Below are 16,599 nucleotides of genomic sequence, written 5' to 3' on the forward strand. Positions count from 1 at the left end.
ACAAATCATTTGTAAACCACTAATCTTTCCACTATCTTACAACTTCTTAAGAAAATCCTTTAAAGCTTTTTTCCAATCTTGAAACGATTCAAATCCATTTTGTTCAATCATCCCTTTATCTAGCACTGAATATTTAGGGCGTGCAGCCGGTCTTGGTAAATCTTCTGTAGTTAGCGGATTAACCTCTATTTCAATATTAGATTGCTCGAATATCTCTTTTGCAAACTCATACCACGAACACACACCTGAATTAGAACCATGATATATCCCATATTTATCAGTTTGTACAAGATTAATAATAAATCTCGCTAAATCAGTTGTATAGGTTGGTGAACCCACTTGGTCATGAACAATCCCTAATTCTTTCTTCTCCTCTGCCAAACGTAGCATCGTCTTCACAAAATTATTACCATATAAACCAAATACCCAAGAAGTCCTAACAATATAGTTTTTTGAACAATACTCTTGTGTATACTGTTCTCCAACTAATTTTGATTTACCGTATACAGTCTGAGGATTAGTTTGATCATCCGCTTTATATGGTTCATTTTTCGTTCCATCAAAAACGTAATCAGTACTTACATAACAAAACTTTGCCCCCACTGCTTCAGCAGCTTGTGCTAAGTACTTCGTTCCTTCAGCATTAACTTTAAAAGCAACTTCTTCATCACTTTCAGCTAGATCTACTTGTGTATATGCTGCCGTATGAATAATAATATCTGGCTGAATTGATGACACTTTCTCGTTTACTTGTTTTTCATCTGTAATATTTAACTCTTCTCTGCCGAATCCAAAGACTTCCCACGTATGCTCTTCTAATAACTTTACAACATCTTGTCCTAACTGTCCTTTAGCTCCTGTTACCATTACTTTCATATTTTATACCTCTAATCTATTAGCATATTGATTCTTGAAGTATTCTTGGTATTCTCCAGAAATAATACTTTTCCACCAATCTTGATTCTCTAAATACCATTTAATAGTTTGTTCGATACCTGTATCAAAGTTATACTTTGGAGACCAACCTAATTCTTCACAGAGTTTTGTTGCATCAATTGCGTAACGACGATCATGACCCGGACGATCTGTAACATACTTAATTAGAGATTCTGGCTTATCCAATGCTTTCAAGATTGTTTTTACGATTTCAATATTTGTACGTTCATTGTTTCCACCAACATTGTACACTTCACCATTTTTTCCATTATGAAGTACTAAATCAATTGCCTGACAATGGTCTTCCACATGTAGCCAATCACGTACATTTAAACCATCTCCATATATAGGCAATTGCTTATCATTCAATGCATTAATAATCATTAGAGGAATTAACTTCTCTGGGAAATGGAAAGGTCCGTAATTATTTGAACAACGCGTAATATTTACAGGCAATCCAAATGTTTCATGATAAGCACGAACTAATAAGTCTGCACCAGCTTTACTTGAACTATACGGGCTATTTGATGCCAAAGGTGTTTCTTCCGTAAAGTAACCTGTTTCACCTAAAGTTCCGTATACCTCATCTGTTGAAACTTGCAAGTATTTTTTTACTTCTGCATTTTTAGCAGCATCCAGTAATACTTGTGTGCCTTGAATATTCGTTTGAATAAAGATATCCGGGTTTGTAATACTTCTATCAACATGCGACTCCGCTGCAAAATTTAATACATAATCAAACTTTTCTTCTTTAAATAATTGATTAATAAACTGACGATCTGCTATATCACCTTTGACAAACTTATAACTAGATAATTCTTCAACATCTTTTAGATTCTCTAAATTCCCTGCATATGTTAGCGCATCTAAATTTACAATATTATATTCAGGATACTTCTTCACCATATATCGAACAAAGTTACTTCCAATAAACCCTGCGCCACCTGTTACTAATACTTTCATGTTATTCCTCCTTATTTCTCGTACACAAAATTAATATTTGCTTCTTCTAATAGTGGATGCTTTGTATCCTTTTCTGAAAGAATTGGTTCACTTACCGGCCAATCTATTCCTAATGCTGGATCATTCCATAGAATACCTGCATCATGGTTAGGAGAATAGTATTCATCTACTTTGTACGCCACTGTTGAATTTGGTACTAACGTACAAAATCCGTGTGCAAATCCTTTTGGAACGACTAATTGACGCTTATTATGTTCACTTAAAATAACACCAACCCACTGACCATACGTAGGTGAACCTTTACGAATATCAACAGCTACATCATAAATAGCACCTGTAATACAGCGTACTATCTTTGTCTGTGCTTTAGGGTTTAACTGGAAATGTAATCCACGTAATGTTCCAGCTGGTACTGATAAAGATTGATTATCCTGAATGAATTCATACTCCAAACCAAGTTTATCAAAAACATCTTTATTATAACTTTCCATAAAATATCCACGATGATCACCAAATACTTTAGGTTCTAAAATAACTACATCAGGAATCTTAGTTTCAACAATCTTCATTATACGTACTCCTTTATTGATAAATTGGTTGTTTTTGTTTACTTTGTTCTGCCAATCGAATTAAATATTGACCGTATTGATTTTTTTTCATTGGCTCTGCTAATTCAAATAGTTGCTCACGTGTAATATATCCTTTTCTAAATGCTATCTCCTCTAAACAAGCTACTTTTAAACTTTGACGTTTTTCAATTGTTTCAATAAATTGAGATGCTTCTAATAATGACTCGTGCGTACCAGAGTCTAACCAAGAGAAGCCACGTCCAAGAATTTCAACATGCAACTCTTGTAATTGTAAATAGACTTTATTTATATCAGTAATTTCCAATTCACCACGAGGTGATGGTTTAATATTCTTTGCAATCTCTATAACACGATTATCATAGAAATATAAACCTGTTACAGCATAATGTGATTTTGGCTCTTGAGGTTTCTCTTCAATAGAAATAGCCTTTCCATCTTCATCAAATTCCACAACTCCAAAGCGTTCTGGATCATTTACATAATATCCAAAGACAGTTGCCCCTTCTTGACGTTCTACGGCGTTTTGTAATAATTTTGTTAAACCGTGCCCATAGAATAAATTATCACCAAGAACAAGAGCTACCGAGTCATTGCCAATGAACTCTTCTCCAATAATGAATGCCTGAGCTAAACCATCCGGTGAAGGTTGCACAGCATATTCAAGCTTTATCCCGAACTGTGAACCATCTCCCAACAACTCTTTAAAACGTGGTGTATCCTGTGGTGTAGAGATAATTAAAATCTCTCGAATACCGGTAAGCATTAATACTGATAATGGATAGTAAATCATTGGTTTATCATATACAGGTAACAATTGTTTTGATACAGCCTGTGTTAGTGGATACAAGCGTGTTCCACTACCCCCAGCTAGAATAATACCTTTCATAAATTACTCGCACTCCTTCTTATAGCATAGAAATAGGGAATAAATCTATTCAGATTCATCCCCTTTCTAACTTATGACTTTAAAAATAAAGATTCATATTCATTTACAATTTTCTCCCATGAGTATTCATGGATAATTCTATCTTTCGCCTTACTACTTAATTCATTAATTTTCTCTTGCGAATACTGCTCAACTTCATGAATTAAGTTAGCTAAAGAGCCGCTTTCTTTAGAGAAATACACAGCGCCTTCTTCCCCAACCTCTTTATTAAACACTACATCTAAAAGCATATTTAATTTTGTAGAAGCCAATGCTTCTAATAATGATGGATTCGTTCCACCTACTTCATGCCCATGGAAATATGCAAATGTATTTTCACGAACTTTCTTCAATAATTCTTGGTCATATACAGTTCCAACAAACTTAACACGAGGATCCTTATCAAAATTCGTCGTTGCTAATAAATCTTGATAAAATTGATTTTGTTCAACGTTAGAAATAATCACAAAGTCTTTCTTAGAATCTGACTTCATAAATTCACGAACCATTAGTCCATAGTTGTTCTCTGGAACAAAACGACCAACTACTAAATAATATTCATTAGCATTTATATCATGTTTCTTATACCATTCATTTAACTTCATATCATCGTCTTTTAAGGATGATGATGCAACATCCGCACCATAAGCAATAAACGTTGTCTTTGGTTCATATTTTTTATAATCAGTTTTAATGTAAGATTCGATACCTTTAGAATCACATACTAATAAATCTGCATGTTTAACCATTAGCTTCTCAGATACTTTCCAATATGTTCTGATAGCAGGACTCCATTTACTTCTCTTCCACTCATGACCATCTGGATTTACAAATACTTTTACACCCATTTTTTCTAGTTTAGTTTTATAGAAAGAAAAGAATGGGCCAATACGACAAGCAAGCACATAGACAATGCATTCTGTAAGATTATTTCTTTTAATATAACGGATGCACTCTTTTAAACTTAAAATATCGTATGCTACTGCTTTAGCACTACCAATTTCAGGTGTTTTCACATTAAAACACCTTGCATTGTTATGCTTGAACTCATCATTATTACTAGCTAGACAAGATACGTGATATTGAATCTCTTCGCTTTGTTTTCGAGCCGTTAAGTATTCTACAAATGTTTCGAATCCACCATATTTTGCGGGAATCCCTTTAGATCCGATGATAAATACATGTTTCATTTATTCTTCTACTCCTGCTCTTACCTCTTGATATAGGTTTATTATTTCATTAGTGTGTTGTTGCATAATGTAAGGAAATTTCATTTTTGATATATTTTCATTTATTTTCTCTAATACCGAAGGATTGTCCAATATTAAAGACAATTTATTTGCAAAGTCATTTCCATCCGCCTTATAAATAAATCCAGTCTCTCCATCTTCTATTAAATCCTTAAATCCTACATGTTCAGAAACCATGATAGGAACACCATAAGATTGAGCTTCTAGCCCAATAAATCCAAATGTTTCTTTCCAAACACTCGGAATAATTAATAAGTCGATTTGATCAAACATTTTCTTCAACTGACTATATTCATATCGACCATGAAAAGTATAATGCTCTGGACTATAGGTTTCTGGATTATTTATAAAATCACCATATACATCTAAGTGCCAATTTTTATATCCATTCCCATTTAAAAAATCCAACGTATCTTTTAAAGCATAAAATCCTTTATATACATCTAAAGGACCCAAATATCCCAATCTTAAAATCGAGCTATTTTTCTTTCTAGAAAAACGCTCCCTACGGTGATCATAAATATTGTTATGGCTAATAGAAATAACTTTTCCTTTTAAGTCTAGAAAACTCTCAAACTGTTCTTTTGCAACAGAACTATTGAAATGAAAGTAGTCTACCAATTTCAATATGTCTAAATAATACTCACGTAATTCTACATATTGAATTGCCAGACTGTCATCTAATTTTCCCACCTCGCCTGTGACATGAGGTGCTTCTATATCATTTTTAGTTTGGGTTTTTTTTAATCTTCTTAGCGCCTTGACAATTCTGCTATCTTTTAAATAGCGATATGGATAAGATTGCATAGCATACATCATTGGAATGCTTAGAGCATTAGCGTTACATGACAGGCAACTACGACCAGAATCAAAATCATTACAAATCTGTCCTTCTGCATCCATTAAGTTTACTTTGGGACAAAGACCAAAATAATCATGTGTAGTAAATACTATTTTTATAGATAACTCTTTTGCTACTTCAAAAAATTCTCTATGTATTCCCATTAACGTATGAACATGAATAACATCCGGATCTATCTTTTTTAAAAAATCTTCATAAGTGCCTTTATCTATTTTTTTCATAAATAAAGGTGGTTGATTAATACCATTTAGTAAAGAAATAGGTAAAGGGTTTACTAATTCGTAAACCCCTATGCCTTCATATGGTTTATTCTTTTTAATAGCTACTTTTTGGGAAATAGTAAATTTTCCAGGATATAAAAGAAATACATTATGTTCATCGGATTGTTCAATCATTAAATCCAATGAATATTTTGTTAAGCCACCTGTACGATATGGTGGTAATCCCAAAGAAATGTGCAAAATATTCATCTTTAAACTTCCTTAATATTTATATTAAATTCTTAGTTTAACGTTTCATTAATATGTTCAATTCTATTCATCCATAAATTATTTTTTTTATATTCTTTTATATTCATCTTAAACTCTGCATGCAACTTATCATTATTAAACATCTCTAAGATACAGCTAGCTAAGCTTTCAGGTGTATCATTAGAAAGTAATCCTAACTTATTATAATTTATAAAATCCGCTGTTTCACCGTGATTCACTGCCACAATTGGTTTTTCTTGTGATATATATTCAAACAATTTTATGGGTAAACATAATTTAGTATATTCATTTCCACTTCTCGGAATTATAGCAACTTTACTTCTCTGATATACTTCTCCAATAGTTGCCTTATTGTGATGAGAAATTTTTAACCAATTAAATTTGTGATTAACCTCCTTTAAAAAAAGATTTTCTTCGTATTCATATTTTCTACAAACTAAATTAAGGTTTATTTCCGTTTTTATATTTATAATTTCAAAAGCTTGAATTAATAATTCTACTCCACTAAATACTGAATCAATTTCTCCAACATAAAATGCATCTTCTTGTGTAAAATCATTACACACCATTTTTTCACAACCTGGAGGCAATAATAAAATATCTGCTTTTTTAACTAATGGTTGCAAAGCCTCCTTAAAAGCCTCACTTTGCACATAGATTACATTGCAAACATTATCTATTAGCTTTAAATATACTTTATTCATTAATGGTACAAAACTTTGCTTTAGTCTACCATTACTTAAATTAATTCCATATTTCCAATACATATCTCTATAGTAAAATCCAATTTTTAAAGGTCTAATCGAGTTCTTCAATAAAATAAGTACTAACGTATCATAAAATCTAGTTACACCAACTCTAGACTCAATATAACAATATTTATATGATTTTTTTTTAGCTATTAGACTTTTAACCTTTTCATATCTTTCCTTAGGATTACTTCCATATACCACATCTACATCTGCATCTAGATTTTCAAATTCCTTTAACATGGAGTATGAACGAACAGATGGCCCAGAATTAATATTATTACTATCTAAATCACTCATAACTACATAAAGGATCTCATTTTTCATTTCTATTGTTCCTCCTTATATTAAGGAATTTTTCTACTGTTTATTTTTTATAAGCTTTATATTTTATACTAATCAAAGAACTGAAAGTAACATAAAATACCATAACCGGTAAAGAATATATCACCTGTGCATTCATATATGCTGTAGCAATTAAGAATGCAGGATGAATAATAAATAATAATAACCATAATTTTCCATTATTTAAGCGATACATTTTATATATATAAAATTGTGTCATTACTAAAATCCAACTGAATATCATGATACCTAATATCCCAAATTTAACACCTATTGTCGCAAATACATTATCAATAAATAAACCTGTATTTGCTATAGATGTATCTATATTGTATAGCAATAGCTCTTTCCCTATACCATAACCCAGTGGATTATCCATTAAACTATCAAAAGCCTTTTCATTACTCACTTTTCGTACACTTAGGTTATCAGTTTCCAGAAAACGTTGTATTATAATATTATCTTGAAAATTAAAATCATTTTTAATAACCATCCCTGTACATGCAACTAACAAAAAGAATAGCAGTGTTGAGAATGCAATCTTTTTACTAAAAACTTTTAAATTTTTATTAGTTAACATATAAATAAGATAACCAATAACAAATATTAGCAGGCTCATCATTATAACTGTCCTATTTTGAGAGAGATAGATAGCACCTATATTTGTTACTATTGCAAGAGAATATATTATTTTTCGTTCTATCCAAAAATACATAGATAATATCAAAGAAATTACCAATAACGATGTATTACCAAAGGTTATCCGGTTTCCCCACCAATTCCCTAGCATTTCACCATAAATCCAATATAATTGATCACTTTTGAATAAATATATATATATAACAACTAGAGAGTATCCTAAGGCACCAATACAAGTTATCTTTAATATATTTAAAAGATCATCACCTTTACTTAATACTATTCTCGAAAGAAAGAATACCATAAAAAGTGTTATATAAATTTTTAAATCCTCTGCAAAAAAATAATTCCCATTATAAAATCCTACTATACTATGGATAATAATTAACAAAAAAAACATAAAAAATCCTATGTCTTTTTTCAGAATGGGAATCCTAATTTTTCCTACAAGGATAGAAATTGACACCACTAAAAATCCTAAAATTAATGGAAAATAAATAAAATCAAAATTAAAAATTATTATCCCTATTGATTTCTTTATATTATAGTTATTTGGTATAGCTATAACTATAAAAATAAATAGATACAATAATTTTTTCATATCATTTTTTAGTAAAATGAAGATACTAGCTAATGCAATTAATAATCCCACAATATTTTCCTTTCCCTCGACATTTTCTAAAAACCTCTGAATTTATTTAAATTTATCTTGCTAATATATGTTGATATATTTTAATAAGCTCTTTATTTTGAACATCAATATTAAAGTTTTCACGTATATGTTTAAGAGCATTATCTCTAATCGTATTATCTGAGTACATTACATTTTCCAACTGTTTTACATAACCATCTACGTCTTTTTCCATAACTAGATATCCAGTTTCTTTATCCTTTATCAATTCTGGTATTCCTGCGTGATATGTACTAACAACAGTAAGCCCACTAGCCATAGCTTCCATAATTACTGTAGGAATCCCTTCTTGATCTCCATTTTCAGCTGTAACACTATGATGTAAAAACACATCTGCTTCTCGCATAAGTGTCACTACTTCCTCTTTAACAACCTTACCCATAAATTTAACTTTTTCTTGCAATTTTAAATCTATACAAAGTTTTTCGATGGATTCACGTAAAGGCCCATCTCCGCCTAATATAAGTTCACTATTAGGGTGTTTTTTAGAAAATTCCGCAAATGCTTTTATTGTATATTTATGTCCTTTTTTTTCAACAAAATTTGATACTTGCAGAAATTTAATAGTCTCTTTACTGTCTACCTTGTCCTTTATTGATTTTTTATCATTAAAGATAAAATCATTTACTGGTACACCTATATAATGTACATGTATTTTGGAAGGATTTGCTCCATATTTTATTAAATCTGTTGCCATTTTTTGAGATACCGTTATAACTTCAGCATAACTAAATAGTTCTTCCAACTGTTTAACATACTCACTATTTTTCAATAGGGTAGATGCATCATAACCATGAAATGTTACCAATAATGGAATATCAAGTTTCTTTACTACTGGTAATACTTCAAGAGCCGAAGGGCCAAAATGTGAATGTACCAATTTTACATCTTCTTTATCTAATACATCTATGTAGTAATTATATTGCACATTAGAAAGTGCTGCGTATTTAGAGGTATATTTTCTATACAATTTATTAACAATTTTTTCAAATACATTTTTTTGATGCGAATATATATGATCACAAGGAAACACATCTATATTTTGTAACCTACTTGCTAAAACAATGGGATTATAACTTTCCTGTATTCCCTGTAACTGACGGTAAATAAAAGTCATTGATATTGTCAAATACTCTTGTTGAAAAATTGCTATTTTAGGTTTATGCATACTTCCCTTTCTCACTCCCGTAATTACATTCAATTTTTTTTAAAAATAAAAAATAAATATATATTATATATGACTGAAGTTAAAGTAATAACAAATACTGTTGTCACAGCTGCTCCCATAGCTGAAAATGTTTTTATTAATATAAAATCCATACAAATATTAATAATCCCAACAAGAATATTTGTAATAAACAAGAATTTTACTTTTCTCATCATAGCTAAAACATTTCCTGCAGGTATCCGAAAACTTCCACCAATAAAATATCCTATACACAAAATTCGAAATAATGTTACACTCTCTAGGTAATTATCTCCGAATAATATCTTAATAACTATTGGCGCCCCTATAATTAATATCATTATGATAAAAGCATTAAATGCAATTAGCAATCTTTGTATTTTGATATAATTTAAACGAATCCAAATCTTATCCTCCCTGTTTTTGGCAAAATAAGGATAAATGAATGTCATTATTGACAGTGGAATAAAATTTAAAGCAAATGGAATTAATGTAGCTGCTTTATAAATTGCTAACACTTCTGTATCTCTAATAAGCAAACCAATTAAGAAGATGTCAATTAGATATACCAATTGAGATACAGCGTTACTAAACATAGAGATTATAGAGTAATTTAAAAATTCTTTCTTATCGTCTTTGGAAATTTTTCCTGTTTGGCTGAAAAACTTCCCCTTCTTATTTATGAAGAAGAAGCCCACGATAATTGAAGCTAAATATGCTATATATACTCCAAAAATTACTCCGTATACACCATTTAAAATAGAACCTATAACAGAAAATCCAAAGATAAGGAATGTATTCAACGTACTTAATCTTGAAAATTCAATATTGTATAAACCCGTCCTTAAATAATTCTGCATATATTCAAAGCTAAACATTGTAAATGGCATTAGTAACATCATAAATAACGCTAACTGAGTTTGATTATTAGGGAAATCAATAAATAATCCATATACCCCCATCGCTAAAACAATAACTACATTAAAAGAAATTCCTACCTTAAAACCAAATTTAAAGTAGGAATTTCTTTTTAAATTAGTATCACTTTCGCTCCCAAATTGCAATAATGCATATAATACTCCCAGCCCATTAAATATCAAAAATATATTAAGAATATTTTGAGCATAACTGTAATTACCAAATTCACTTTGAGTAAGTAATCTTACTAAAAAGATTCCACTGCAAAACTGAATAATCTTATTAAATACATTTGCACTAAAAATATGAAAGAAGCCTTTTTTTCTAACTTTTTTTATTAGTTCATTCATAATTTAACTCCAATAATTAGTTTTACAGTTGCCAAGACAGTTAATACTTGTAGTTTTTCAACAGTAATACCGTTATTATAGAGATTTTCACACATAGCTTTTAATTCCTTTTCATTCAGTGCATCTAATAGATTAATATTTTGTTTATAGTATGAATCTATAAATTTCTTTAACTCGCCATTGGTTCTATACCAGTAATCAAACGGATTCATTCCATTTTTTGTATTATATCCATAAAGAGTTGGTAGATTCAATTTTCTTAATACTTTATTAGTCCCTCGAATAAAAAAGTCTTTTGAACGAATATATGCTTTTGGTGTAGTTATTTTCGCTTTTATACTCTCATATATATATTCTGCTGCCTTCGGATATTTTTTTATTATCCACTTAAAATATAAATTATGACCAACTCTATATTTTAGTGGGATATTCATACAATATTGCAAAAAATCTACATTGCAAAATGGGGACATTGATTCCGTAAATTCCTGAAATGCTAAATTCCCATTTAGCGCGAAGTTAAAGCCACGGTTATACATTTTGAATATTTCGTCATCAGGATACTCTTTTTTATCAATAGTATCTACCCTATCTTTATACTTTGTTGAATATACATATGATGTTAAATCAATTGGCTGATTATAATTTGGGTCTTTTAAGAAGCTACCTATTACCACATCACCAAGCTGTCCGGTATGGACCATCCCATAACTTTTTAAATTTAACTTTTCAAGATTATTCTTTGAATGAGCCACACCATAATAAATACTAGTTCCCCCATTTATTCTCAAAATATCTTCCAAGTCAAATAAAAATTTAGCATCATCTAATGACTTAAAGATAAATTCATGGTTCAAATCACCAGCTATATCCTTTGCAATTTTTTCATCCAGGTAATTAGATTGTGAAAAAGTATAATTTAATATATCTTTATACCCTAAATCATGAGCAACAAAGTTAACCATCCTGGAGTCTAAACCACCACTTAATGATGCAATATGCTTATATCCATATTCGCGATCTTTTTCAAATTGTAAACGTACTGCTTCCTTAAACAAACTATCCATTTCTTCAATTATTGCATCTTCACTTTTATCCTCTCTAGGCTTATTGTTTAAAGTGAAATATTTTTTCACATCTACTATACCCTTATTTATCTTTATGTAGTGTCCGGGTAATAATCGTTTTACGTCTTTTACCATTGTTCTATCATCGACCATGTAACCAAGCGTTAGCATACAAAGACAACTTTCTTGATCTAATTGGTCCCCATTTAAAATATTCATTAATTCATAAATTCTCGATCCAAAAAAGAATCCTTGATGAGAGTTTTTATAATAAACCTTTTTATCACCTAAGTGGTCTGTGTAAATTAACCAATTATCAGCCTTTTTATTGTATAACACACAAGAATAGCTTCCTCTTATCTGTTCAAAAAAGGTCTCTCCACATCGTTCATACATTTCTATAAATAACTCAAACATACTTTCTTTTTGATATTTTTCTTTTAAAAATGTACTATTCAACAATACACCATCTGTTATTACTATATATTTATCATTTTCAAAAAAACCTTATCGTTTAAGAATTTATTGTTAACAAAACGAGATAAATAAAATGACTTCCCATAAATCTCATTAGTTACTAATTCATTATATCGAGTATTCTTTAAGTCAATTAATTTATTATTAGATCTCTTATCACTAATTACTCCTAAAAATCCTGGCATAACATCCTCCAAAAATATATTTAGTTAAAGAACCCTCTAGTATCTATTAAAATTTTCTCTTGAAGTTTATTTTCTCCCAGGATACTAAAAACATCATGGTCTACTAACAATACAATAATATCTGCTTCTTCCACAGCCAACTCTAATGTAATAAGAGAAACGCTTTTTTCTTCTAACATCTTTGGAAGAGCAGAAATATGTGGCTCAACAACTTTTATATTTCCTACTTTAGATTCTGCTAAATGATTCACTATATCTACAGCTGGACTTTCTCTCAAATCATCAATATTAGCTTTAAATGATAAACCTAAACAAGCAATAACTGGATTTTTAAAACGGTCAGCCTTCTCTTGCACCTTCTCAACCACATATTTTGGCTTATAATCGTTTACAGTTCTTGCTGTATGTATAAGCTTAGCTTCTTCAGGTGCAGCATCTACAATAAACCACGGATCTACAGCAATACAATGACCTCCTACACCAGGTCCCGGTTGTAAAATATTTACACGCGGGTGACGATTTGCTAAGCGAATTAATTCCCAAACATTGATATTTAATTTGTCACAAATTAATGATAGTTCATTTGCAAAGGCAATATTTACATCACGGAATGAATTCTCCGTTAATTTTGCCATCTCCGCTGTTCTTGCATTTGTATCCAAAATTTTCCCTTTTACAAATTGCTTATAAAATTCCACCGTACGTTTTGTAGATTCCTTATCCAATCCACCAATAATTCGATCATTTTCTACCAACTCTTTTAAAATATGCCCTGGTAATACACGTTCTGGACAATGCGACACATAAATTCTACCCTTTTCACTATGCATTTCCTCAGAAGTTGTTAAATCTGATCGTTCTTCTAAAATCCATTCTGCAACCTTTTCAGTTGTACCAATTGGACTTGTAGATTCAAGAATAATAATATCCCCATTTTTTATAACAGGAGCAATTGTTTTCGCAGCAGCCTCTACATATGTTAAATCTGGCTTATGGCCATCCTTAAATGGCGTTGGCACTGCCAAAATGAAAATATCAGCTTCTTCAGGCTGTAATGAAGCCTTTAATTTCCCACTTTGTACCGCCGCTTTAACTAAAATGTCTAAATCTGGTTCATAAATATGTACCTTACCACTATTAATCATTTCGACTGCACTTTCATTTACATCAACACCATGTACTTGAAACCCTTTTGTTGCTAGTAAACTAGCAGTAGGTAGACCAATATAACCTAATCCCATTACACAAATCTTTTTATCCATTTTTTTAACCTCTTTCCTATGAATTAGCTACTAAGATGCACCATTAGACTTAATCATAATTTGAATCGTTTTAAAAATGATTTTCAAATCATAGAGTACGCTTCGTTTGTTTATATATTCTAAATCTAGTTCAACCATTTCTTTGAATCCAACACTATTTCTCTCCGTTACTTGCCAAAGCCCCGCACATCCTGGAGTAACAAGTAAACGCTGCTTATCATACGCTGTATATTCCTTTACTTCCCTTGGAAGTGGTGGACGTGGTCCAACTAGACTCATTTCACCTTTTAATACATTTAATAGCTGTGGCAATTCATCAATACTTGTTTTTCTAATAAATTTCCCAATTCTTGTAACTCGTGGATCCTCTTTCATTTTAAACATTGCACCCGACACTTCGTTATGTTTTAATAAGTCCTTTAATTTCTCTTCCGCGTCTATAACCATTGAGCGAAACTTGTACATATAAAACTCTTTTCCATCTTTTCCAATACGAATTTGTTTAAACAGCACAGGCCCTTTCGGATCTTGATATTTAATTAACACTGCTACAATCAAAAAAACAGGAGATAATAAAATCAGTCCACATAACGCTCCAATAAAATCAATACAGCGTTTAGCTACTAAATATCCTTTACGTGCATTTACTTTTTCCCAGTCCAGTTCTATATTATTTTCCTTTTCCAGATCTCCGCTTGATACTTTTACCAAGGTCAATGCTCTCTCACCTCACTTTTATACATGTACATTTTCTTTCTTTACAAGTTCTTTCATATATTTCATCAAATCCACTTTCAATTCCTCATTTTGAAGTGCCATTTCAATCGTTGTCTTAATAAATCCGAATTTCTCTCCAACATCATAACGAGTTCCTTCGAAATCATAAGCAAACACACGCTGAATTTCATTTAAACGTTGAATCGCATCCGTCAATTGAATTTCTCCACCAGCACCTGTTTGTTGGTTCTCAAGAAACATAAAAATTTCTGGTGTTAATATATAACGGCCCATAATTGCTAAATTAGATGGCGCTGTACCTTGAGCTGGCTTTTCTACAAATTGACGGACCTGATATCGACGATCATCTTGTTCAACTGGATCAATAATGCCGTAACGATGTGTCTCATTTTCCGGTACTGTTTGTACACCAATAACTGCAGACTGTGTACTTTCATATTGATCCATTAATTGACGTAAACATGGTGTTTCTGCTTGAACAATATCATCACCAAGTAATACTGCAAATGGCTCATTTCCAATAAACTTACGTGCACACCATACTGCGTGTCCAAGTCCTTGAGGTTCTTTTTGTCTTATGTAATGAATATTAATTTTTGAAGATGCTTGTACTCTTTCAAGCATTTCATATTTTTCTTTTTCCAACAGGTTTTGTTCTAATTCAAAAGAATGATCAAAATGATCTTCAATTGCACGTTTTCCTTTTCCAGTTACAATAATAATATCTTCAATTCCTGATTCTATCGCTTCTTCTACTATGTATTGAATTGTTGGTTTATCAACGATAGGTAACATTTCTTTCGGCATTGCCTTCGTCGCTGGTAAAAATCTTGTCCCAAGACCAGCAGCTGGAATAATCGCTTTTCTTACTTTTTTCAAATCTAGTCCCCCCAAAAAAACATTGTTTTATCTATATGTAACAATAATAAAAACCCTACCTATAGAGTCATTTTTATAACTCCATAGGTAGAGTTTCTAATAGAAATAAATTTATGGGCATCCAACCCATCCTCACGTCATACTCCCGACGACAAGCGTCTAAGGTAGGTTCGAAATAAAAAATTTCTACCCACAGCACAACCGAGTGCCCCCATTGATAACGGTTAGGAGACATCACCAAAGCTCTTCAATTAAAAAATACCAAACAATTTTTTACGACGAATTTGTTCTGGATCTTCTTTATAAATTGCTTTTCCGCTAATTAATAAATACGGATTTTCTTTTAAATCGCTCATAACATTCATTCCGAATTCTTTTTCGATTAATTCATAGCTTTCCGCTAAATGAAATCCTCTTGTTGTTGTGTTATGTGCATCTGATGCGATCATATGAGTTAAATTATGTTCAACGAGTTGTAGTGAGAATTTTTTTATCTTTTTGCCGAATTTCCCTAGTAAACTTCCTGCCGTTACTTGTGTTAATGCACCTTTACTTACAAGATTGTATAACTTATCTGGCCGCTGGATTAACTCGGCATTACGCTCTGGATGAACGATAATTGGGATCATTCCTTTTACACGTAGTTCATATAATAGTTGTTCGGCATAACGAGGTACATGATTAGATGGAAATTCAATGAATATGTATTTGTTTGTTTCGTTTAAGGTAACGATTTTACCAGCTTCATAGTCTTCTAATAAATCACCATATAACCTGACCTCTTGCCCTGGTAAAATTTTCAGTGGAATTTCATTTTGTTGTAGTTCATCATTTAGTTGTTTTACTTGATGAATAATTGAAGTACGTTCATTTGTATATTTCCCGTTTTGATGGTGTGGTGTTGCGACGATTGTATGTATTCCTTCTTGGACAGCCTTTTGTGCCATGGCCAGACTATCTGTTACTGTTTGTGCACCATCATCGATGCCAGGTAAAATGTGACAATGTAAATCAATCATTTGTTTCATCCTCCCTCTCTCATATAAAAATCTTTTTTCCTTTGGATATGAGTTATCTCATATCCAAAGGAAAAAAG

Annotated in this window: 15 protein-coding genes and 1 pseudogene; all 16 read right to left on the reverse strand. The window is 31.2% G+C overall.

Features of this window, described 5'->3' with window-relative positions; translation table 11 throughout:
- Positions 1-36 precede the first annotated feature (36 nt).
- The gene (gene rfbD, locus JFT89_RS17430; protein WP_201040400.1) at positions 37-876 is read right to left on the reverse strand and encodes a dTDP-4-dehydrorhamnose reductase; all 840 of its coding nucleotides are present in this window, start codon (positions 874-876) and stop codon (positions 37-39) included.
- 3 nt (positions 877-879) lie between these two features.
- Positions 880-1,899 (reverse strand): dTDP-glucose 4,6-dehydratase, encoded by a 1,020-nt coding sequence (gene rfbB / locus JFT89_RS17435; protein ID WP_201040401.1) that lies wholly within the window; start codon positions 1,897-1,899, stop codon positions 880-882.
- A gap of 11 nt (positions 1,900-1,910) precedes the next feature.
- On the reverse strand, positions 1,911-2,468 hold the full coding sequence (rfbC, locus tag JFT89_RS17440; protein ID WP_201040402.1) for a dTDP-4-dehydrorhamnose 3,5-epimerase: 558 nt from the start codon (positions 2,466-2,468) through the stop codon (positions 1,911-1,913).
- Positions 2,469-2,481: 13 nt separating this feature from the next.
- A complete protein-coding gene (gene rfbA / locus JFT89_RS17445; RefSeq protein WP_201040403.1) occupies positions 2,482-3,375 on the reverse strand; it encodes a glucose-1-phosphate thymidylyltransferase RfbA in 894 nt (297 codons plus the stop codon).
- Between the two features lie 71 nt (positions 3,376-3,446).
- Positions 3,447-4,604: a beta 1-4 rhamnosyltransferase Cps2T gene (gene cps2T, locus JFT89_RS17450; RefSeq protein ID WP_201040404.1), complete on the reverse strand. Its 1,158-nt coding sequence runs from the start codon at positions 4,602-4,604 to the stop codon at positions 3,447-3,449.
- On the reverse strand, positions 4,605-5,996 hold the full coding sequence (locus tag JFT89_RS17455) for a glycosyltransferase (protein WP_201040405.1): 1,392 nt from the start codon (positions 5,994-5,996) through the stop codon (positions 4,605-4,607).
- Positions 5,997-6,028: 32 nt separating this feature from the next.
- Positions 6,029-7,093: a glycosyltransferase gene (locus JFT89_RS17460; RefSeq protein ID WP_201040406.1), complete on the reverse strand. Its 1,065-nt coding sequence runs from the start codon at positions 7,091-7,093 to the stop codon at positions 6,029-6,031.
- 40 nt (positions 7,094-7,133) lie between these two features.
- Positions 7,134-8,402 carry an O-antigen polymerase gene (locus JFT89_RS17465; protein ID WP_201040407.1) on the reverse strand — a complete coding sequence of 423 codons (1,269 nt, stop codon included), beginning with the start codon at positions 8,400-8,402 and terminating at the stop codon, positions 7,134-7,136.
- A gap of 52 nt (positions 8,403-8,454) precedes the next feature.
- Positions 8,455-9,609, reverse strand: a complete 1,155-nt coding sequence (locus JFT89_RS17470) for a glycosyltransferase (RefSeq protein WP_201040408.1) — start codon at positions 9,607-9,609, stop codon at positions 8,455-8,457.
- Between the two features lie 29 nt (positions 9,610-9,638).
- Positions 9,639-10,895 carry an oligosaccharide flippase family protein gene (locus tag JFT89_RS17475; protein WP_201040409.1) on the reverse strand — a complete coding sequence of 419 codons (1,257 nt, stop codon included), beginning with the start codon at positions 10,893-10,895 and terminating at the stop codon, positions 9,639-9,641.
- Complete coding sequence (locus JFT89_RS17480; RefSeq protein ID WP_307838611.1) at positions 10,892-12,181, reverse strand: asparagine synthase-related protein; 1,290 nt, start codon at positions 12,179-12,181, stop codon at positions 10,892-10,894. The genes JFT89_RS17475 and JFT89_RS17480 overlap by 4 nt, the downstream gene beginning before the upstream one ends.
- Before the next feature lie 9 nt (positions 12,182-12,190).
- Positions 12,191-12,448 (reverse strand): annotated as a pseudogene (locus JFT89_RS30515) (hypothetical protein); the annotation flags it as partial.
- Between the two features lie 196 nt (positions 12,449-12,644).
- The gene (gene wecC / locus JFT89_RS17485; RefSeq protein WP_201040411.1) at positions 12,645-13,886 is read right to left on the reverse strand and encodes a UDP-N-acetyl-D-mannosamine dehydrogenase; all 1,242 of its coding nucleotides are present in this window, start codon (positions 13,884-13,886) and stop codon (positions 12,645-12,647) included.
- Between the two features lie 30 nt (positions 13,887-13,916).
- On the reverse strand, positions 13,917-14,603 hold the full coding sequence (locus JFT89_RS17490) for a sugar transferase (protein WP_201040412.1): 687 nt from the start codon (positions 14,601-14,603) through the stop codon (positions 13,917-13,919).
- Between the two features lie 18 nt (positions 14,604-14,621).
- Positions 14,622-15,503, reverse strand: a complete 882-nt coding sequence (galU, locus tag JFT89_RS17495) for a UTP--glucose-1-phosphate uridylyltransferase GalU (RefSeq protein ID WP_201040413.1) — start codon at positions 15,501-15,503, stop codon at positions 14,622-14,624.
- A gap of 251 nt (positions 15,504-15,754) precedes the next feature.
- Complete coding sequence (locus JFT89_RS17500; RefSeq protein ID WP_201040414.1) at positions 15,755-16,522, reverse strand: tyrosine-protein phosphatase; 768 nt, start codon at positions 16,520-16,522, stop codon at positions 15,755-15,757.
- Positions 16,523-16,599: the final 77 nt, after the last annotated feature.

Source organism: Bacillus sp. TH25 (assembly GCF_016650935.1).
Taxonomy (GTDB): Bacteria; Bacillota; Bacilli; order Bacillales; family Bacillaceae_G; genus Bacillus_A; species Bacillus_A mycoides.